Origin of the sequence: Cytobacillus sp. FSL R7-0680, from assembly GCF_038009245.1 — a bacterium.
GTDB lineage: Bacteria > Bacillota > Bacilli > Bacillales > Cytobacillaceae > Cytobacillus > Cytobacillus kochii.
Genome location: NZ_JBBPAO010000001.1, coordinates 3,457,040 through 3,476,822 on the forward strand (window position 1 = coordinate 3,457,040; position 19,783 = coordinate 3,476,822).

Genomic DNA, 19,783 nt, shown 5'->3' on the forward strand with positions numbered 1-19,783 from the left:
ACTTACTCCTGTTCTGGATTTCGCAAGTAGTATCCGACACCTCTTCTTGTAACGATCCATGTCGGATGACTTGGATTGTCTTCGATTTTTTCACGCAAACGTCTAACGGTTACGTCAACTGTTCTAACATCTCCGTAATAATCGTAGCCCCAAACAGTTTGAAGTAAATGTTCACGCGTCATTACTTGTCCAATATGCTTCGCTAAATAATGAAGTAATTCGAATTCTCTATGTGTTAGTTCGATCGTTTCACCGCGTTTAGACACGATGTATGCGTCCGGGTGAATCGTGAGGGAGCCGACCTCAATTTCATTACTTTCATCTTCTTCATCCACTTTTGATGCAATTTGTTGATGACGACGAAGATTGGCTTTTACTCTGGCAATTAATTCCCTTGTGCTAAATGGTTTTGTTACATAGTCATCTGCTCCTAGCTCTAGCCCTAATACTTTATCAATTTCAGAGTCCTTTGCTGTGAGCATAATAATCGGCATATCATATTTCTTTCTTACTTCTCGGCAAACCTCAATGCCGTCTTTCTGTGGAAGCATAATATCTAATAGAATCATATCAGGCTTTACTTCTTCTACTTTTTCCAATGCGGAGACACCGTCATATACACAAGTTACATCGAAGCCTTCTTTATTTAAGTTAAACTGTAATATATCTGCAATTGGTTTTTCATCATCTACTACAAGAATTTTCTTATCCATCGTTGTTCTCCTTTATCCAATTATTATCTACTATCGTCACAATCATGTATCTTTTTCAAGATTATCATATCTAAGCTTATTGGGCTTGTAAAAGCATTTTGTAAAATTTCGTCAGCATGTATCCTACTCTACTTTATCACGTTACATACAAGTACGCATCATTTGTAATGTATCATATATGTACAAGTTATGGAAAAGCAAGATAGAAGGGGCTTTTTGTTTTGCGAGCGTCCTTAGATGGAACCTTGCCATACACACAAAAAAGCACGATAACTTCTGTTTATGAAACAGAGTTATTCGTGCTTAATGTTAGCTAAAACACTCATGTCCCAGCGCTTTTTTGATCATTGACTAATATAGTCTAATGGGTTTTTCAACTGACCATCTTTGTATAGTTCAAAATGAAGGTGAACACCTGTTGAATTACCAGTAGAGCCCATCACACCTAACTTAGAACCTTTCGTAACTGTCTCTCCTGCACTCACTGAGAGAGAATCTAAATGAGCATACAAGGTACGGTAGCCATTTTGATGGTCTATTTCTACTTTATAGCCATAACTGCTACTAAAGCCAGCTGAAATGACCTTTCCATTATCGGCTGCTTTAATGGTTCGATCACTTGGTCTGGCAATATCGATCCCTTTGTGGAGCTTCCCCCAACGATGACCAAGCTCGCTTGACACATATCCACCAACTGCTGGCCAAGCAAAGTCACCATCGCCAACATCTGGATTTTTTGTTCCTTTAATAATGATTTCCTCTACAGGCTCATCAATGATTTCCTCTTTTAGTTCACTTTTATCGACTTCTTCACCATTTGATTCTTTCAAATGGTATAACACGTTACGTTTTCCTTTTTTCCCTTCTTGCTTTACTTTCTCTTCCCCTTTCAACATATCATCATCTTCTATTACTTTTGTGTTAAAGGGAATGTCTTCTTCTATATATTCTGATCTATTCGTAATCACATCAACGTACGGTTCGATTGTTTCAACAACAAGTTCTTGACCAACCTTTAATACATCTTCTTGACCTATATCATTCAGGTCTTCAAGTTCTTCTGTAGATAAATGAAATTCGTCAGCAATCGTACTAATAGAGTCGCCTTCTTCAACTCTATATTTCTCTTGTTCTACTGTTCCTTTATTTAAGAAATTGATGACCTCATCAACAGACTGCACCTTGTTCGGATCTACTTTTTCTTTCTTCCATTCTATTTCCTCGGAAAATTTCGCATTCAACAGGCGGGTATCACCAATTGCTAATTCTGGTAGTGGCTCTTCTTCTTCTGAGCGCTCTTTTAACTCTTTATAGTCTTTTTCAGAAATGTACTGTAACTGTAGTTGCTGAAGCACTTCATTCGCTTCTTCTTGGTTCTTTACATAAGCAACTGTTTCACCATCAATTTCTAGCGCGACAGCATCTGCTTTAATAGAGATCCCTCTCAGCCCGTTTTCTGACGTTAACTCTTTGTCGCTTGCTTCATTAAAGGCTTTCCCTTCATCTTCAGGTAGATAGGAGATCTCATGGTCTAACGCCTTTTGTATGCCCTCATAGGACTTCCCTTGGTTTTCAAGTTCATCCTCTACTATATTTTCAATCACTTGGGGATTATCAACTGTCCCCACATATTGATCACCTATATATACATAATACAAATCCGACTCTTCTGCTTCTGCTAATACTGATGTGGATCCACTCCACGCTAAACAACCACCAATCATAACGATTGCGGCCGCTTTCTTCCATTTATGTGTAACACGCTTAGATGTATGTTCTGTATATGTAGTCAGTCTTTGCTTCCATTGCTTCATGGTTCTTCCCCCTATACTACTTTACACCTTCTGGTTCTTATTAGTGCTATCAGACTAATCACTATTGCACCTAACTAATGTACCATATCGTCATTTTTACGAGTTTGATGTCTCGGTAATGTAAATAAACTGTATTTATGGTGACATAGTTTGACGTAATATAGGAAAAAACTACATAGAAAAGGGGGAATTTTGTCATATGATTGTAATAGAGGAAGGAGAAAAACATAAAAAAAGAGAGCACGAATTAAATTCATACTCCCTTTTTGATGGCTCAGGACGGAATCGAACCGCCGACACAAGGATTTTCAGTCCTTTGCTCTACCGACTGAGCTACTGAGCCATAAAAACAGCTTATCCAATTTTCATGATCACTATACAAGTGAATCATGGCGGTCCGGACGGGACTCGAACCCGCGACCTCCTGCGTGACAGGCAGGCATTCTAACCAACTGAACTACCGGACCAAATCTATATAAAATTCGTAATCAATGAAAGAATGAGCGCTTGCATCCTATGATTACTACTATTAAAAAAGATGACCCCTACGGGATTCGAACCCGTGTTACCGCCGTGAAAGGGCGGTGTCTTAACCGCTTGACCAAGGGGCCATACGAATATAAAATGGTGAGCCATGAAGGACTCGAACCTTCGACCCTCTGATTAAAAGTCAGATGCTCTACCAACTGAGCTAATGGCTCGCTTTTTAATTTGAAGCGTTTTCTTTTCTTGACGACGCTTTTTATATTATCATAGGGTGATAGCTTTGTACACTCCTTTTTTTAAAATTTTTTCAGAAAAACTTTTTCTAGTTAAAATCCTCTCATAACTTGTCTTATAAAAAAGAAAAAAACTAAATAACATGGGTCATTTAGTCTTTTTTTCAGTAGATGGATGTGTGAGTTTAATTGCCCCTAAAATAAGTGGGATTTGTAGTGGTAAACGCATCCATAAAAATAACGGATGAATCTTTTTACCTTTATAGAAAGTATTATTTTTTACTGCCATGTTGATATTCGCTGGGAGAACAAGCACCATGAAGAATGAAAGCAGCTTACCTACTAGACTTTGACCTCTTTTCGCCCAAAGTAACATCGCAAATGCGACCTCCAGCACACCTGTAATGAGGACAACCCCTTTTTTAAACGGTAAAGATTCCGGCACTATCTTACGAAAATTTCGTTCCCGAACGAAATGAAGGACTCCTGCTACAAACAAAATCAATGAATACATGCCTTTTAATATTTTCAAATTCTTCCACCACCTTAGTGTGTTCAATGCCCTAATTTTTTGCTTTCTAAACCATTCTACTATTTTCAACATCACTCTATGTAAAAGTGACGACTCCACCTTTCATCTTCATAGTGCAGTCGTTTATTTAAATTTTTAAAGATGATCATTTCCATCCAATCTACTCATAAGAGAAGCTAATTGATTTTTTAAATCTTTTATTTCACGACTAATTATTGCATTTTCCAGCTGTAAAGCCTGCATCTTTACGTCACTCTCTTCTTTTTGCGTACGATATTCCTGCATCGTCACAACGCTTTGCTTTTGCAGCTCTTCTATCACTGCTATGTCTCTTTTTAACTTTCGGTTTTCATCATCATTCGGCTTGATCAAAACTAATACTTGGTTCTCTCCTGTCCGTTTAATGACGCGGAACCCATCCGTTGCCTTCGTAGCAATTCCATCATCATTAGACTGACAATACCCATCGACTTCACATGTGCCATCATCTCTTACAAGAATTTGGCCCACTAGTCCAACTGGTACCCATTCTGGACGTTTTTCTCTTGGAATGTACGACTTTTGTGTGTCCCATTCTGGATTTATAATTGGTTGTGTCTCTGTTGAAGCAGGAATTATGACGTTTCCTTCTTTATCTTTCTTTTCAAGGATCTCCACTTCATGATACGTTCTTCTTCCCCATTCATCCAATTGGTAGCGCCCATGCCAGCTAAGGCCTGCACTATTGCCAATGATGCTCGGAGTCGCGCTAGTAATCCCAAGTATATAGTTATCTAATGATGTAGCCTTTTTGATTTTGTCACCCTCTAAGGTAACAAAGTAGCCTACTTCTATTTCTTCTCCATTGATGGATTCGAACATTTCAGCGAAGTCGGCTCCACCTGTGTTGTAGGACGCACCGTCGATGTACATTTCTCCATTGCTGGCGAGCCATTTGGCGCCAATTGCTCTAGCATTAGTCCCTGTGCCATTACCAATAAACCATGAATTGGCTTCTTCTGCATTGCCAAACACACCCATAATATGTGAGGCAGCAAAACCTTCCGTGGAGGTATAGAATCCTTCGGCATGAGAATAAATTCCACTTGCTACAGTTTGCCGACCTTGAGCATGGGAATAGTTACCGCTAGCTAACGTTTCATAGCCTTCTGCATGAGCCGCTTCACCACTAGCAGTGTTAAAAATCCCTTCTGTATGAGATGCCTCGCCAGTTGCATTTGTTCTCGATCCTTCCGCATGTGCTGAAGCAGCACTTGCAGTTGTATAAATACCTTCTGCATGCGAACCACTCGCACTTGCAGTTGAAAAACCACCTTCTGCATGCGAATACCATCCATATGTCTCTGTTTGATACCCCTCAGCGTGGGAATACCATCCATATGTTTTTGATTGATATCCTTCTGCGTGTGAGTATGGGGTATTAGCTTCTGTTTGATACCCCTCAGCATGTGTGCATATACTATTAGCCATTGTCATCTGCCCCTCTGCGTGGGAATTTTCCCCTGAAGCTGTCGTTTGGTTACCTTCAGCATGCGCATTTAATCCACTTGCTTCTGTATTATATCCTTCTGCATGGGTTCCGGAGTTACTGGCTGTTGTCGATATACCTTCTGCGTGGGATCCATCTCCACTTGCTGTGACCTCGACACCTTCTGCATGGGCATTCGCACCACTTGCTGTTGTTTGGGAACCCTCGGCATGGGCATTCTCTCCACTTGCTGCTGTATATGAACCTTCCGCGTGAGATGACGCGCCACTTGCTTCTGAATGATCTCCTTCTGCATGAGCAGAGTTTCCAGCAGCAACCGTTCCATCCCCTTCTGCGTGAGAAGTCGCACCGATTGTTCTTGTTTGGTAACCTTCAGTATGAGAACCAATGCCAATGGCTTCTGTTTGTGAACCTTCTGCATGAGTAACATTTCCGATTGCCTGTGTTTCAAAACCTTCTGCATGCGCACCAAGTCCAATCGCTTGTGTTGCTTGCCCCTCTGTATGTGAAGCAATTCCTTGTGCGGTTGATTGGTATCCTTCTGCGTGAGAAACATCCCCAGTTGCTTGAGATCCATTCCCCTCCACATGGGCTGTTACTCCAGATGCAAGGGTGTTCACTCCCTCCGCATGGGCGCTATCTCCGACTGCCTGTGTTGCAAAGCCCTCCGCATGCGCAGCTATACCAATTGCTTGTGTTTGACTTCCTTCTGCATGCGAGGCACTAGCTGTTGTTTCCGTCATATAGCCTTCTGCATGTGAGGCATCCCCTGCCGCAAGTGTATGCGATCCTTCTGCATGTGAAGCCTCCCCGTTTGCAACAGTTTCAAAACCTTCCGCATGCGCAGCAGCGGCGTTCGCTATTGTATTTAACCCTTCAGCCGTTGAACAATCGCCTAATGCTTGTTGGTTACATGGATTATCCATCAATTTATCTCCTTCCAACATCGTTTTATATTAATGTATGAAAATAGATAAAGTCGGCTTGTACAAACACCTATACAATGTAGAAGGTATATCATATGGAACATAGAAAAAAAGACCGTACCCTCTACAGATACGATCTTAAAAAGCTTATTTTTTTAGTTTTGTCTCCAAGGGCTTAAGACCACATTTGTTTGCGTACGGTCAGGGCCAACAGAGAATACTGACAATGGAATGCCTGTTAATTGAGAGACACGCTCTAAGTAGTGACGTGCATTTGCTGGCAACTCATCTAAAGATTTGCAAGCTGTAATATCTTCTGTCCAGCCTGGCAGCTCTTCATATACTGGTTCGCAATCAGCAAGGACTTTTAAGCTCGCTGGGAATTCTTCAATGATTTCGCCTTTGTAGCTATAAGCCGTACAGATTTTCAAAGTATCAATGCCTGTAAGAACATCAATAGAATTAAGTGAAAGATCTGTAATTCCGCTCACACGACGCGCATGTCGAACAACGACACTATCAAACCAACCAACACGACGAGGACGACCTGTTGTTGTTCCATATTCACGACCAACTTCGCGGATTTGATCACCAATCTCATTATTTAATTCAGTTGGGAAAGGTCCATCTCCTACACGAGTTGTATAGGCTTTGGAAACCCCAACAACATGTTTAATTTTTGTTGGTCCAACACCAGAACCGATTGCGACACCGCCCGCTACTGGGTTAGAAGAGGTAACGAATGGATATGTTCCTTGATCAATATCAAGCATAACCCCTTGTGCACCTTCAAATAATACTCTACGGCCATCATCAAGTGAATCATTCAATACAACGGATGTATCACATACATATTTCTTCACTTGTTGACCGTATTCATAATATTCGTCCAGAATGTCTTCGATTTTGAAGCCTTCTGTTTCATAAATTCTTTCAAGTAAACGGTTTTTATCTGCTAAGTTACGAGCAAGCTTCTCTTCAAATACTTCTTTATCTAATAAATCTGCGATACGGATTCCAACACGAGCGGCTTTATCCATATAAGCAGGTCCGATTCCTTTTTTCGTTGTACCAATTTTGTTATCGCCTTTGCTGTTCTCTTCTACCTCATCTAATTTTAAGTGGTAAGGTAAAATGACATGGGCGCGGTTACTAATACGTAAATTATCTGTTGTCACGCCTTTTTCATGTAAGTAAGCTAATTCTTGTACCAATGCTTTAGGATCAACGACCATTCCGTTACCAATGACACAAATTTTATCACTATAAAAAATACCTGATGGAATTAAATGCAATTTATACGTTTCACCGTTAAATTTAATTGTATGTCCAGCGTTATTACCGCCTTGATATCTTGCGATCACTTCCGCATTTTCTGATAGAAAATCCGTGATTTTCCCTTTACCTTCGTCTCCCCATTGTGTTCCTACAACAACTACTGATGACATTACGAATGCACCTCCGAGGTTTCTTTTTCCCTTATCAAACAAACTAATTCTACAATTTTATTATGATAAAGTCAATAAAACACGAACATTTTATTCATATAACGAAAAATACGTTCGTGAAACAATTGAGTAATTCTTGCATCAAGGGTTTGGTGACACCTGTTTTTACTGCTTCTAAGTTATTTGAACTCCGTTAGTAAAAATACGAAAATAAAACGACGGTTAGGTGGTTTTTGTACTGTTGATCTTATATGACATTGATTTTTATTAAATATATGGGGGATTATTTTTGCTCGGCTATGTTTGTGTTTTTTCCTTTTGATGTACGAGCAATTCACTTCTGCCCCGTTATCTTTATAATTTTTCCCCCAAACCACTTCCACTTCACCATTTTCACCAATATCTATCTCAAAACATGTGCAATCTCACCGCTCCTTTTATATTTACCCATTTGCCGCGACTTCCATTAAAAAAGAGGGAACCAGCCAAATGCTGTTTCCCTCTTTATGCCCCAGGCGGAGCAAATGAATCGTCAAATCTTTTTTCTAGGTTGACGAATTTATTATATTCTTTGACGAAGGCGAGCTGGACGGTACCAACCGGGCCGTTACGTTGTTTAGCGATGATGATTTCGATGATGTTTTTGTCTTCGGACTCTTTGTCATAATAATCATCACGATATAAGAAGGCAACGATATCAGCATCCTGCTCAATACTTCCTGATTCACGTATATCAGACATCATTGGACGTTTATCTTGTCGTTGCTCAACGCCACGTGATAGCTGAGATAAGGCAATAACAGGTACTTGCAGCTCCCTCGCAAGTGCTTTTAGGGAACGAGAGATCTCAGAGACTTCCTGCTGACGGTTTTCACCAGAACGGCCGCTACCCAAAATAAGCTGCAAATAGTCAATGAGAATCATGCCTAAGCCATGTTCCTGCTTCAAGCGGCGACATTTTGAACGAATTTCAGTGATTCTAACACCAGGAGTATCATCAATAAAAATGCCAGCATTCGATAGGCTCCCCATCGCCATCGTCAGCTTGCCCCAATCATCATCGGTTAAAGAACCTGTTCTGAGACGTTGTGCATCGATATTTCCTTCCGCACAAAGCATACGCATAACGAGCTGTTCAGCACCCATCTCCAAACTAAATATCGCAACATTTTCTTGTGTTTTTACGGCAACATTTTGCGCGATATTTAAGGCAAAAGCTGTTTTACCAACGGAAGGTCTAGCGCCAACGATAATTAAATCATTGCGTTGAAAGCCTGCTGTCATATGATCAAGCTCAGCAAACCCAGTCGCTATTCCAGTGATATCACCTTTACGGTTATGCATGACCTCGATATTATCATACGTACGAACAAGCACATCTTTAATATTGTGGAAAGCCCCTGCATTTTTACGTTGCGATACTTCTAATATATTTTTTTCTGCTTCGCCAAGTAGTGATTCAACTTCATCTTCTCTCGTATATCCATCTTGGGCAATGTCTGTTGCCGTACGGATGAGTCTACGTAAGATCGATTTTTCTTCAACTATCTTAGCATAATATTCTATATTTGCTGCTGTTGGAACAGATGCAGCTAATTCACTTAAATAAGTTACTCCGCCTGTATCCTCTAACATTTTGGCTGCGTTTAATTCTTCTGTTACTGTTACTAAATCAACGGCTTCTCCCTTGTCATTTAGTTTCAGCATGACATTAAAGATTCTTTGATGAGCCGCTCTATAGAAATCTTCAGGAATTAATAGTTCTGAAGCCATTGTTAACGAGGAAGGCTCCAGAAAGATTGCGCCTAGAACAGCTTGTTCAGCCTCTATGTTTTGCGGAGGGAGACGATCAGCAAATAATTCACTCAAAACAAATAGAACCCCCTCATACTGACACATTTTAAACACGTTAGATGACAAAAATGTGATCAGCCTTCACCGATCACATTTTTTCACTCAATTATTTTACCATGAATTCTTTTGATGCGTTGTTAAATTCTTTAATTGGCTTCTTTTACATGTACATTTAACGTAGCTGATACTTCTGTGTGCAGTTTAACCGGTACTTTTGTGTATCCTAAAGTACGAATGGCGTCACTTAATTCGATTTTGCGCTTGTCGATTTTAATATCATGCGCCTTCTTTAATTCTTCAGCAATTTGCTTGCTTGTAATCGAACCGAATAGACGACCGCCCTCTCCAGCTTTTGTTGAAAATTCGAGTGTCAACTTCTCCAATGTTTCTTTTAATTGCTTCGCTTCTTCTAACTCAGCTGCTGCTTCTTTTTCTTCTTTCTTTTTTTGTGCATTCAATGAACTCACATTTGAGTTATTTGCTTCTACAGCGAGCCCTTGTTTAATTAAAAAGTTATGTGCATAGCCGTCTGCTACGTTCTTCACTTCACCTTTTTTCCCTTTTCCTTTAACATCTTTTAAGAAAATGACTTTCATTCTTCTTTTCTCCCTTCTAAATACTCATCAATTGCTTCTTTTAATTTACCTTCCACATCATTGATTGAGACATCATCTAATTGAGTAGCAGCATTTGTCAAATGGCCGCCCCCTTCTAGCGCCTCCATAATGACCTGTACGTTAATATCACCTAATGAGCGAGCACTCACACCAATCATTTCATCAGCACGATAAGAAATGACGAATGAAGCTGTCACACCGTCCATTGCCAGTAATGTATCGGCTGCTTGTGCAATTAACACTTGGTCGTATATATCATCCTCAGCACCTTTAGCAATGGCAAGGCCATTTCGGTAAAATTCTACCGTTTCAATGATTTTCGCCCGTTTAATATACGTGTCGACATCTTCTTTCAAGAATCGTTGCACAAGGACTGTATCCGCTCCTTGTCCTCTTAAATAAGATGCTGCATCAAAGGTTCTGGCGCCTGTTCTTAACGTAAAGCTCTTCGTATCAACGATAATTCCAGCGAGTAGTGCAGTCGCCTCAAGCATATCAATTTTACGATTCTTCGGTTGATATTCTAGCAATTCTGTCACTAATTCTGCTGTCGAAGAGGCATAAGGCTCCATATAAACGAGCAGCGGATTTTTAATAAAATCTTCGCCACGACGATGATGATCAATCACAACTACATCTTCTATTTTAGCAAGCAATCGCTCTTCTATCACCATAGAAGGCTTATGGGTATCAACAACAACAAGTAAAGTATCATCAGTTGCCATCTCTAACGCTTGATCTGGCGTGATGAATTTCGCATAAAGCTCTTCTTTTTTCTCTATCTCACCCATTAAACGATTTACGCTTTGATCAAATTCGTCTTTATTAACGACAATATAGCCATCACGATGGTTCATCTCTGCTACCTTCTGAATACCAATGGCAGCACCAATTGCGTCCATATCCGGTCGTTTATGACCCATGACGATGACTTTATCACTTTCAGAGACTAATTCCTTTAAAGCGTGAGAAATAACGCGTGCCCGCACCCTCGTTCGTTTCTCGACGGGGTTCGTCTTCCCTCCGAAAAATTTCACTTTACCATTTGGCTGTTTAATTGCTACCTGGTCACCACCTCTACCGAGAGCAAGGTCTAAACTAGACTGAGCTAAGACACCTAGTTCTGGCAAATCGGAAACCCCTGCTCCGACACCTATACTTAATGTGAGTGGCACATTTTGTTTTGCCGTCGTTTCTCTGACAAAATCAAGAATGGTGAATTTACTTTTCTCGAATTGGTCCAAAATACTTTCGTTAAAGACGGCGATAAACCGCTCTGAAGATACACGCTTAAAGAAAACGCCATTTTCCATGGCCCATTTATTCAGAATAGAGGTGACAAGATTATTCAAACTACTTCTTGTCTGGTCATCCATTCCTTGTGTTAAATCATCATAATTATCTAAAAAGATAATAGCAATAACGGTACGTTCATCTTCGTATAATTTTTCAATCTGTGTTTGCTCTGTTACATCAAAGAAATAAAGCAGACGTTCATCAGGCTTATGTACCACACGAAATTTGCGATCTGTTAGCGTAATGGTTTCTGATTCAATCTCTTTCTTAATGATAGGGATTAAGGCATCTGCCACATCATAAAGTGATCTCCCTACCAATGTATCTTCCCCAAAGCATGATGCCATATAAGGATTCGTCCAATCGATATAATACTCATCATTAATCAGCATAATTCCAATTGGCATCTCCATTAATGCTTCTTCCCCTACCTTTTTCACACGGTAAGATAAGGTCGATATGTACTCCTCTGTTTCCTTCCTCTGCTCATAATCAAACTTAAATAATAGGTAGAAAGGAATGCCGAAAAGGAGGAGCGCAACGAGACTCAATATCCAATTGTACAACGCCATAATCGCTAGAAGAACGACGGTTACACCAATTAAAGCAAACAGGCAATAACGCATCGTTTTCTTTTCTAAATACGAGGGCATGTTTTCAACTCCTAAACAGTAGTGTTATGCATCCCTATTATCTAATCGTTTTCTTAAATCAAATCCTATATCAATTATACCTAATATCCTCACAATATAAAGGAAGATTGGCATTAAAAAGGTAAATATGAGGATGGCAATGGGCACAATCTTTGGCCAATTCTTTAATCTGCTATAGAAGAAGATAAAGGCGAGCCCTTGAATCACCATAATTAGCTGTAAAACGAAAAGGAGATTCATAATGGCCATCGTTGTAAAAGAACCTTCCTCTGGTCTCATGACAAATTGGGCAAGGATGGTTAATAAATAATACCATAAAATACTTTTCGGGAAACTGATATCGGCAAATGAGCGCCATTTTTTCACTTCAATACCAAATCTCCTGACAATGGGTACACCAATCAGCTGAATAATAAATACATACATTGCAGAAGAAAGCACAAGGAGACTTGGAAGTAATGTCTCTAATGCAGTAATTGTCGCTTCTAACTGCTCGATAATTTGTTCTGCTTCATTATTATCTATCGTAGATAACATGTTTTTTGTCATATCCATTGATTGCTCAAGAACTACTTTTAGTTCCTCAACAAAATTGATATTCAATAGCACGTTCATGCCAGCAAAAACGAGTAAAAACATCGCTAAAAACGCTAAAGAACCACCGAGCAACATCGCTGTCCGTTCTTTCTTCAGCTTAATTAACTCTCCAATCACTAACCCTGTTAAGCCAAAGATAAGGGTTAATGGAATGGCTGTAATGGTTCCAACAATGAATGAAATCAAAATAGCCGCAACAAAAAAGATAGCCGCATCACTTCGCTTATTTTTAGCGGCAAATAACATAAAAGGAACCGGTAAGCCGAAAGTGACAATTGTTCCGATAATCGGCAAATAAAGGGACATCAATAGTAACACAGCAAAAGCAGCTAATAAAACTGCCCCTTCAGTAAGTTTATGTACATTTTTCAAATAGATTCACCTCTCAAATTGGGCACAAGCCCGCATCTATTATTGTATACACTCATGGATAGGTATTCAACTGAATGAATGCTTCATTTCGTGTAAATATATTCTTTCATAACCAAATCATCCTTATCTATCAAGAAAACAGGCAATCATGCAAAAAACCTCCAAGAATGAAGGTTCAATCATTCTAGAAGGTTCTCATTACGATTTTCCCTTTTATGCTTCGGTTGAAACGACCTTGGTTTGGTCAGTTTGTTTTAATAGATTAAAAAACTGTTTATTTCTTGTATGATAAAGAATCATACAAATAATACTGCCTCCTGAAACGAGCATGATCACCCATATCGGCCACCATTCAAGAAATAAACCAAATAGGATATACCCTAAAGGTGTTGCTGCACTCGCACCTGTTTCGAGTATGGCCATCACTCTACCACGATATTCATCTTTTGTACTTTTTTGAATGAGTACCATCACTGGAATATTAATAATCATGATTGCTGCCGCTAGGAGTAGCACGATCCCTATTAAATAAACGAAGACCACTTGATTAGAAATCTCTATCAGTTGTGGCATCCCTATTAACATTAACAATATTCCTAAGCACACCATACCAATTCCAATACTGAATGATTTATTTTTCATCTCTGCTTTTAACGAGAGAATCGTACTCATGACTAACATGCCCACAGCAAAGCTACCCTCAATAAGACCAAATTGATAAGTTGGCATTTGGCGAATCGTAAGAACGAGATAAGGTAGTGCTACGGGAAAAACTGCAAACCAAAAATTCACCCATACAGACATAAAGATTAATTGGCGAAGCAAGGTTTGTTTTTTTACATAGGATAGACCTGCTCTCAACTCGGTCTGAATCGTTCCTACTTGTTGTTTTTCTGTTTTTTCGACAAATAAGTAATAGTTAATAAAAAGACTGGCTATACCGGAAAGGAAAAATCCACATATGTTGATCATCATGAAGCTTGAGAGAGGTAATAGTCCGAAAAGGATGCCTCCAAGTATTGGCCCTAATATAACTGAGAAGGAGGCCACAGCTTGGTTGAGAGACATTGCTTTTTGTAAGAAATCTGGACCGACCATATTGTATATGGAGGACATCACTGCTGAAGAATAGAAGGTATTGATGATACTGAGTACGCATGTCGCTAAATAAAGTAGCCAAATGTCTTGTGTGACAAAAATAAACAAACCACAAATAACGGCAATCCAAAGGGCACAAGCAAAATTGGTTGTAATAATGATTCTTTTACGGTTCCATCGGTCGCTCAATGTCCCAGCAAGTGGAGCGAGTATAATACGAGGTAGAATAGTAAGTAAGAGGGTAATTGAAAAGTTGACGGCCGAACCCGTAACCGCAAGAACATATAATCCTATCGCGAAACTATAGATAGATGACCCAAACACAATCACTACTTTCGCTAAGAGAAACAGCACCAAATTCTTTTTTATGGCTGCTGATGATGGCATTTAACTTTCCCCCTCTTTCGGTAGTTTCTTAAACGAGCAATTCACTTCATAAGTATCACGATTCTTTGTCTGTTCATCAGGCTTAACCGTCTTTTTAAAATACTTCAAAAACAGCTCATCTACCTCATCTTGGAATAATTGCAGCTCTTCTTTGGTTAAAGATAAAGTTGTTCCTCTTGTACTTTTTCCTTTATCCTCAACATTCGCACCTGTTTGATTAAGATGAAATTGATTAGCCTTCGCTCGGTAATACTTTTCGATAATTCCTTTGTACTCCTTCGTTGATTCAATCTCTAAAATGTTACCCTTATAAAGTTGCTGAATATGGTAATGGATACTACCTGCTGATTTCCCCAACTCATCTGCTACTTGCTTCGCTGTGAGCGCGCGTTCCGACAGTAAAAAGATAATTTTCATTCGCAACGGATTAGAGATTAGTTTTTGTTGATGTATATCAATATTCATGGACTTCCATTCAAAAGATGTCATTTTTACCTCTCCTATCTAATTGTATTGTATGTTCTAGATTAATAATACGTTCTAACTTTTTAGAATGCAAGTTATATTTTTAAATATTCTAATTATTTAGAGTGTGGATAACCTCGACTCAGGGAGTGTCGACCATCGGATTGATTCTTAGGAGACTCTATATGGGCACAAGGAGCGGAAATAAAAGGGGGTGTGATTCTAACCGTTGCAAATAATGAGGGCTAACTGTGTTTACACAGCTATCTTCCAATTGTTTTCGCTCTAATCCAATCAGATTTTTTACTTTGGGGCAATTTTTGACACGTTTCTGACCGAATCCTATCAAATTTTTAACCTTGGTCAGGTTTTTGACGCGTTTCCACCTGAATCCTATCAAATTTCTGCTCTTGGTCATGTTTTTGACTCACTTCCTCCTGAATCCTATCATATTTCTACTCTTGGCCAGGTTTTTGACTTACTTCCTCCCGAATCCTATCATATTTCTACTCTTCTCCCATTTTTTGACTCGCTTCCGACCGAATCCTATCAAATTTTTACCCTGCTCCCATTTCTTGACGCGTTTCCTCCTGATTCCTATCAAATTTCTACCTTTGCCCAGGTTTTTGACGCGTTTCCGACCGAATCCTACCATTCTTCTACCCTGCGCCCATTTTTTGACACGTTTCTGACCGAATCCTATCAAATTTCTACTCTTGGCCAGGTTTTTGACGCGCTTCTACCTAAATCCTATCAAATTTCTACCCTGCTCCCATTTTTTGACGCGTTTCCACCTAAATCCTATCAAATTTCTACCCCGCGCCCATTTTTTGACTCTTTTCCACCCGAATCCCATCAAATTTCTACGCTTCGCCAGGTTTCCGACTCGTTTGAAACATGTGTTCAAACTAAATTAAACCTAAAAAAACACAGTAGGCGCGAAGCCTACTGTGTTCGAACATTTACTTATTATTCACCTGAAACGAATGGAAGTAATGCCATTTGGCGAGAACGCTTAATAGCAATCGTTAATTTACGTTGGTATTTAGCGTTTGTGCCTGTTACACGACGAGGTAAAATTTTACCACGTTCAGAGATGAATTTTTTTAGAAGATCTACATCTTTATAATCGATGTGAGTGATTCCGTTTGCAGTAAAATAGCAAACTTTACGACGTTTCGCACGTCCTCCTCTGCGTCCACCAGCCATGTTTTGTCACTCCTTTTCCTATTATTTTTTCAAAGCCTTATTGGTTTAGAACGGAAGATCGTCATCGGAAATATCGATTTGACCGTTATTAGCGAATGGATCTTGATCTACACGAGTTTGGCCTTGGTTGCTGCGGTTATTATCATATGGTCGTTGATTCTGATTATTGTTGCCACCATAAGAATAATCATCTCTCTGGCCACCATATTGATTCGAGCCACCTTGTGAGCCTGCAGCATTTCTTGGTTCAAGAAACTGTACGCTTTCTGCCTGAACTTCAGTCACATATACACGTTTGCCATCTTGTCCTTCGTAATTACGTGTTTGCAAGCGTCCATCGACACCAGCTAGGCTTCCTTTTTTAAGGAAGTTCGCTACGTTTTCAGCAGGCTTTCTCCAAACAACGCAATTAATGAAATCCGCTTCTCTGTCTCCATTTTGATTCGTAAATGTACGATTCACAGCAAGAGTAAAAGTAGCCACTGCTACTCCATTCGGTGTATAACGTAATTCTGGGTCTTTCGTTAAACGCCCCACTAGAACTACACGATTCATCATCAGAATCAACTCCTTTCGATAAAATTAAGCATATTTATTATTTCTCGTCTTTAACAACGATGTATCTGATAATATCTTCACTGATTTTTGCAAGACGAGTGAACTCATCAACTGCTTTAGAATCAGCATTAATGTTTACTAATTGGTAGTATCCATCACGGAAATCATTGATTTCGTAAGCTAAACGACGCTTACCCCAGTCTTTTGACTCGTTGATTTCAGCACCGTTATCAGTAAGGATTGCGTCGAAACGCTCAACTACAGATTTCTTTGCCTCATCTTCAATGTTTGGACGGATGATGTACATAACTTCGTACTTTTTCATCACTTTCACCTCCTTTTGGTCTAAACGGCCCGTGTGAGGGCAAGGAGCAATTATTCATTACTCACAAGGTAAAAGTATATCATACGTTTGATCAATATGCAATTGCCTCAAAAGGAAAAACAGAGAGACGAAACATAAAAAGAAAAAAACGAATAGGATGAAATATTTTTTGCGGTTAAAGCATTATGACGATACGCCTCTGTAACTCTATAGAAAAACCCCAATAAATCCTTTATTACAAGAATTCATTGGGGATTTTATCAAACGTTAAATCGGAAGTGCATAACATCTCCGTCTTGAACGATGTATTCTTTTCCTTCTAAGCGAACTTTCCCAGCTTCTTTCGCTGCATTCATATTGCCAGCAACGACTAGGTCGTCGTAGGAAACTGTTTCAGCACGTATGAAGCCTTTTTCGAAGTCACTATGGATGACACCGGCACATTGTGGTGCTTTCATTCCTTTACGGAAAGTCCAAGCACGTACTTCTTGTACGCCAGCTGTAAAGTAAGTAGCTAAGCCAAGTAAGCTGTACGATGCTTTAATCAATTGATCTAAACCTGATTCTTCAATACCAAGCTCTTCAAGGAACATTTCCTTCTCTTCTCCTTCAAGCTCAGCAATTTCTGATTCGATTTTTGCACAAATGACAATCACTTCTGCATTATCTGCGGATGCAAATTCTTTTACTTTTTGAACGTATTCATTAGTAGAAGGATCAGCCACATCATCTTCACCAACATTCGCTACATAAAGCATTGGTTTAATCGTTAGTAAGTGTAACCCTTTAACCAATTTCATTTGTTCTTCTGTAAATTCTACTGTTCTTGCAGGTTGATCTGCTTCGAAAGCTTCTTTTAATTTTTCAAGGATTTCTAATTCAAAAACAGATTCCTTATCTTTTTGTTTCGCAAGCTTACTTACACGTACAATGCGTTTTTCAACGGATTCTAAGTCAGCTAAAATCAGTTCCAAGTTGATTGTTTCGATATCATCAATCGGATTCACTTTTCCTGATACGTGGGTAATATTATCGTCAGCAAAACAACGAACCACTTGGCAAATCGCGTCAACTTCACGGATATGTGAAAGAAACTTATTACCAAGTCCTTCACCTTTACTTGCCCCTTTAACAATTCCAGCAATGTCTGTAAATTCAAAAGCGGTAGGTACCGTTTTCTTTGGTTGAACAAGTTCGGTTAACTTCGCTAATCTTTCATCCGGTACTTCAACAATACCGACATTAGGATCTATCGTACAAAACGGGTAGTTCGCTGATTCAGCACCCGCTTGAGTTATTGCATTAAATAAGGTGGATTTACCAACGTTCGGCAAACCGACAATTCCAGCTGTTAATGCCATTTAGGTCACTCCTAATCATTTAATCTATCTAAGAAAAATTATTAATCGATTTTTATACAAGCCTTTAACAATTATAGAGATTTGTATAAAAATAAGCAAGTTCACTGTGCGTTTTAAGAAAAGCGCAAGGCGCCCGTCTATCAGCTACAAGCATAAGATAAGATGAGCCGGTGCAAAGGTTGTTCTTTAACCTGTTTGACGGATTGGCCTAGACCATAGAGCCGGATGGCACCTGGAGCTAGACATGAAAACTCATTGAAAAAATCACATTTTCTTATCGGAAAAAATGGTAAAGATAACCTTTACCATTGATTACGCCAATACTTTTTTTAGTTTTCTTGTAAATTCTCTTCTTGGAATCATTACACTATGACCGCAACCTTCACATTTAATGCGAATATCCGCGCCCATACGTATAATTTTCCATCGATTTGCTCCACATGGGTGAGCCTTTTTCATCTCAACAATATTATTAAGATCAAATTGTTTTTCTTCCAATTTCATCACCCTTTTCTTCACTTCTATTTCACTATTATACCTTGTCCTACTAATATATTTCCAATAAACATCAGAGGAAAATATATTTCGTGTCCTAATCACGTATAGAATGCGTGAATATTCCGTATACTATTACTACTATTCAATTCAATCGCTAAAAAGAAAGTAAAGCGCTCTTTTCTATAGAGTGACATTGAAGGAGTGACGCTTGATGAATTTTTATCCACGTATTTTTGATAAGAAACCTAAATTAACCTCTCGGATTCCACACGATGAACAAAGTGCTACTAATAAACTTGCTCATGAAATCAAGCAGTTTCTCCCGAGTAATATACAAGAAAGACCATTCGTCCTTATTTGTATCGGTACGGACCGCTCTACCGGTGATTCGCTCGGTCCATTAGTTGGAACCTTATTAAAAGAACGATCTATTCCTAACCTTCATGTATTCGGCACATTAGAAGACCCTATTCATGCAGTAAATCTATCTGAAAAACTGTCATATATTGAAGAACAATTTCCTAATGCTTTTATTATCGGCATTGATGCCTGCTTAGGGCGTGTAAAAAGTGTGGGGATTATTCAAATTGCTGATGGTCCTGTTAAACCAGGTGCTGGAGTAAATAAGGATTTACCTGAAGTTGGTGATATACATATCGCTGGCATCGTCAATGTGAGCGGGTTTATGGAGTTTATGGTATTACAAAATACAAGACTGAGCTTAGTCATGAATATGGCCAAAACCATTGCCAATGGCATCCACGAAGTAACGATGATGGAAAAAGCAAAATTTATCCCTATCGACTGGGGTAAAGAACAGACTTTATAATGTGACACAAGAGTTTCCGACTG

The 19,783-nt window shown here is 39.3% G+C and carries 17 protein-coding genes and 4 tRNA genes; 1 reads left to right on the forward strand and 20 read right to left on the reverse strand.

Going from position 1 to position 19,783, the window contains the following annotated elements; all coding sequences use genetic code 11:
- Positions 1-2: 2 nt before the first annotated feature.
- The 20 genes from yycF to MKY26_RS17285 all read right to left on the reverse strand — a co-directional run bounded on the left by yycF (position 3) and on the right by MKY26_RS17285 (position 18,937).
- Positions 3-713 carry a response regulator YycF gene (gene yycF, locus MKY26_RS17190; RefSeq protein WP_095371356.1) on the reverse strand — a complete coding sequence of 237 codons (711 nt, stop codon included), beginning with the start codon at positions 711-713 and terminating at the stop codon, positions 3-5.
- Positions 714-1,057: 344 nt separating this feature from the next.
- The gene (locus MKY26_RS17195; RefSeq protein WP_341098239.1) at positions 1,058-2,527 is read right to left on the reverse strand and encodes a M23 family metallopeptidase; all 1,470 of its coding nucleotides are present in this window, start codon (positions 2,525-2,527) and stop codon (positions 1,058-1,060) included.
- A gap of 270 nt (positions 2,528-2,797) precedes the next feature.
- Positions 2,798-2,870 (reverse strand) — tRNA-Phe (locus MKY26_RS17200).
- A 47-nt stretch (positions 2,871-2,917) separates the two neighbouring features.
- Positions 2,918-2,994, reverse strand: a tRNA-Asp gene (locus MKY26_RS17205).
- A 72-nt stretch (positions 2,995-3,066) separates the two neighbouring features.
- Positions 3,067-3,138: transfer RNA gene (locus MKY26_RS17210), tRNA-Glu, on the reverse strand.
- Positions 3,139-3,152: 14 nt separating this feature from the next.
- Positions 3,153-3,228: transfer RNA gene (locus tag MKY26_RS17215), tRNA-Lys, on the reverse strand.
- Positions 3,229-3,394: 166 nt separating this feature from the next.
- The gene (locus MKY26_RS17220) at positions 3,395-3,778 is read right to left on the reverse strand and encodes a DoxX family protein (RefSeq protein ID WP_095371354.1); all 384 of its coding nucleotides are present in this window, start codon (positions 3,776-3,778) and stop codon (positions 3,395-3,397) included.
- Positions 3,779-3,913: 135 nt separating this feature from the next.
- Positions 3,914-6,193 carry a peptidase G2 autoproteolytic cleavage domain-containing protein gene (locus MKY26_RS17225; protein ID WP_341098240.1) on the reverse strand — a complete coding sequence of 760 codons (2,280 nt, stop codon included), beginning with the start codon at positions 6,191-6,193 and terminating at the stop codon, positions 3,914-3,916.
- A gap of 155 nt (positions 6,194-6,348) precedes the next feature.
- Positions 6,349-7,641: an adenylosuccinate synthase gene (locus MKY26_RS17230; protein ID WP_095371352.1), complete on the reverse strand. Its 1,293-nt coding sequence runs from the start codon at positions 7,639-7,641 to the stop codon at positions 6,349-6,351.
- Positions 7,642-8,145: 504 nt separating this feature from the next.
- Positions 8,146-9,510 (reverse strand): replicative DNA helicase, encoded by a 1,365-nt coding sequence (gene dnaB, locus MKY26_RS17235; RefSeq protein ID WP_095371351.1) that lies wholly within the window; start codon positions 9,508-9,510, stop codon positions 8,146-8,148.
- Positions 9,511-9,641: 131 nt separating this feature from the next.
- Positions 9,642-10,091, reverse strand: coding sequence for a 50S ribosomal protein L9 (rplI, locus tag MKY26_RS17240; RefSeq protein WP_095371350.1), 450 nt, complete (start codon positions 10,089-10,091; stop codon positions 9,642-9,644).
- Positions 10,088-12,061: a DHH family phosphoesterase gene (locus MKY26_RS17245; RefSeq protein ID WP_095371349.1), complete on the reverse strand. Its 1,974-nt coding sequence runs from the start codon at positions 12,059-12,061 to the stop codon at positions 10,088-10,090. The genes rplI and MKY26_RS17245 overlap by 4 nt, the downstream gene beginning before the upstream one ends.
- A 24-nt stretch (positions 12,062-12,085) precedes the next feature.
- Entirely contained in the window at positions 12,086-13,030 is a 945-nt protein-coding gene (locus MKY26_RS17250; protein WP_095371348.1) for a YybS family protein, read from the reverse strand.
- A gap of 213 nt (positions 13,031-13,243) precedes the next feature.
- Positions 13,244-14,515: an MFS transporter gene (locus MKY26_RS17255; protein ID WP_322910621.1), complete on the reverse strand. Its 1,272-nt coding sequence runs from the start codon at positions 14,513-14,515 to the stop codon at positions 13,244-13,246.
- A complete protein-coding gene (locus MKY26_RS17260; RefSeq protein WP_233435335.1) occupies positions 14,516-15,004 on the reverse strand; it encodes an ArsR/SmtB family transcription factor in 489 nt (162 codons plus the stop codon). It lies immediately after the preceding gene.
- 945 nt (positions 15,005-15,949) lie between these two features.
- Entirely contained in the window at positions 15,950-16,189 is a 240-nt protein-coding gene (rpsR, locus tag MKY26_RS17265; RefSeq protein WP_095371345.1) for a 30S ribosomal protein S18, read from the reverse strand.
- Between the two features lie 45 nt (positions 16,190-16,234).
- On the reverse strand, positions 16,235-16,747 hold the full coding sequence (ssb, locus tag MKY26_RS17270) for a single-stranded DNA-binding protein (RefSeq protein ID WP_095371344.1): 513 nt from the start codon (positions 16,745-16,747) through the stop codon (positions 16,235-16,237).
- A gap of 37 nt (positions 16,748-16,784) precedes the next feature.
- The gene (gene rpsF / locus MKY26_RS17275) at positions 16,785-17,072 is read right to left on the reverse strand and encodes a 30S ribosomal protein S6 (RefSeq protein ID WP_095371343.1); all 288 of its coding nucleotides are present in this window, start codon (positions 17,070-17,072) and stop codon (positions 16,785-16,787) included.
- A gap of 260 nt (positions 17,073-17,332) precedes the next feature.
- On the reverse strand, positions 17,333-18,433 hold the full coding sequence (gene ychF, locus MKY26_RS17280) for a redox-regulated ATPase YchF (protein WP_095371342.1): 1,101 nt from the start codon (positions 18,431-18,433) through the stop codon (positions 17,333-17,335).
- A 312-nt stretch (positions 18,434-18,745) separates the two neighbouring features.
- The gene (locus tag MKY26_RS17285; protein WP_180317033.1) at positions 18,746-18,937 is read right to left on the reverse strand and encodes a DUF951 domain-containing protein; all 192 of its coding nucleotides are present in this window, start codon (positions 18,935-18,937) and stop codon (positions 18,746-18,748) included.
- 205 nt (positions 18,938-19,142) lie between these two features.
- Between MKY26_RS17285 and yyaC the strand changes: the two genes are divergently transcribed.
- Positions 19,143-19,760 (forward strand): spore protease YyaC, encoded by a 618-nt coding sequence (yyaC, locus tag MKY26_RS17290; protein WP_095371340.1) that lies wholly within the window; start codon positions 19,143-19,145, stop codon positions 19,758-19,760.
- The last annotated feature ends 23 nt before the right edge of the window (positions 19,761-19,783 follow it).

Bases quoted from the DNA above. Each gene is read 5' to 3' on its own strand.
- ssb (WP_095371344.1), bottom strand. From the start codon at position 16,747: ATGATGAATCGTGTAGTTCTAGTGGGGCGTTTAACGAAAGACCCAGAA.
- MKY26_RS17225 (WP_341098240.1), bottom strand. From the start codon at position 6,193: ATGGATAATCCATGTAACCAACAAGCATTAGGCGATTGTTCAACGGCT.
- rpsR (WP_095371345.1), bottom strand. From the start codon at position 16,189: ATGGCTGGTGGACGCAGAGGAGGACGTGCGAAACGTCGTAAAGTTTGC.
- rplI (WP_095371350.1), bottom strand. From the start codon at position 10,091: ATGAAAGTCATTTTCTTAAAAGATGTTAAAGGAAAAGGGAAAAAAGGT.
- MKY26_RS17245 (WP_095371349.1), bottom strand. From the start codon at position 12,061: ATGCCCTCGTATTTAGAAAAGAAAACGATGCGTTATTGCCTGTTTGCT.
- MKY26_RS17195 (WP_341098239.1), bottom strand. From the start codon at position 2,527: ATGAAGCAATGGAAGCAAAGACTGACTACATATACAGAACATACATCT.
- MKY26_RS17285 (WP_180317033.1), bottom strand. From the start codon at position 18,937: ATGAAATTGGAAGAAAAACAATTTGATCTTAATAATATTGTTGAGATG.
- MKY26_RS17255 (WP_322910621.1), bottom strand. From the start codon at position 14,515: ATGCCATCATCAGCAGCCATAAAAAAGAATTTGGTGCTGTTTCTCTTA.
- ychF (WP_095371342.1), bottom strand. From the start codon at position 18,433: ATGGCATTAACAGCTGGAATTGTCGGTTTGCCGAACGTTGGTAAATCC.
- MKY26_RS17260 (WP_233435335.1), bottom strand. From the start codon at position 15,004: ATGACATCTTTTGAATGGAAGTCCATGAATATTGATATACATCAACAA.
- yyaC (WP_095371340.1), top strand. From the start codon at position 19,143: ATGAATTTTTATCCACGTATTTTTGATAAGAAACCTAAATTAACCTCT.
- yycF (WP_095371356.1), bottom strand. From the start codon at position 713: ATGGATAAGAAAATTCTTGTAGTAGATGATGAAAAACCAATTGCAGAT.
- MKY26_RS17230 (WP_095371352.1), bottom strand. From the start codon at position 7,641: ATGTCATCAGTAGTTGTTGTAGGAACACAATGGGGAGACGAAGGTAAA.
- rpsF (WP_095371343.1), bottom strand. From the start codon at position 17,072: ATGAAAAAGTACGAAGTTATGTACATCATCCGTCCAAACATTGAAGAT.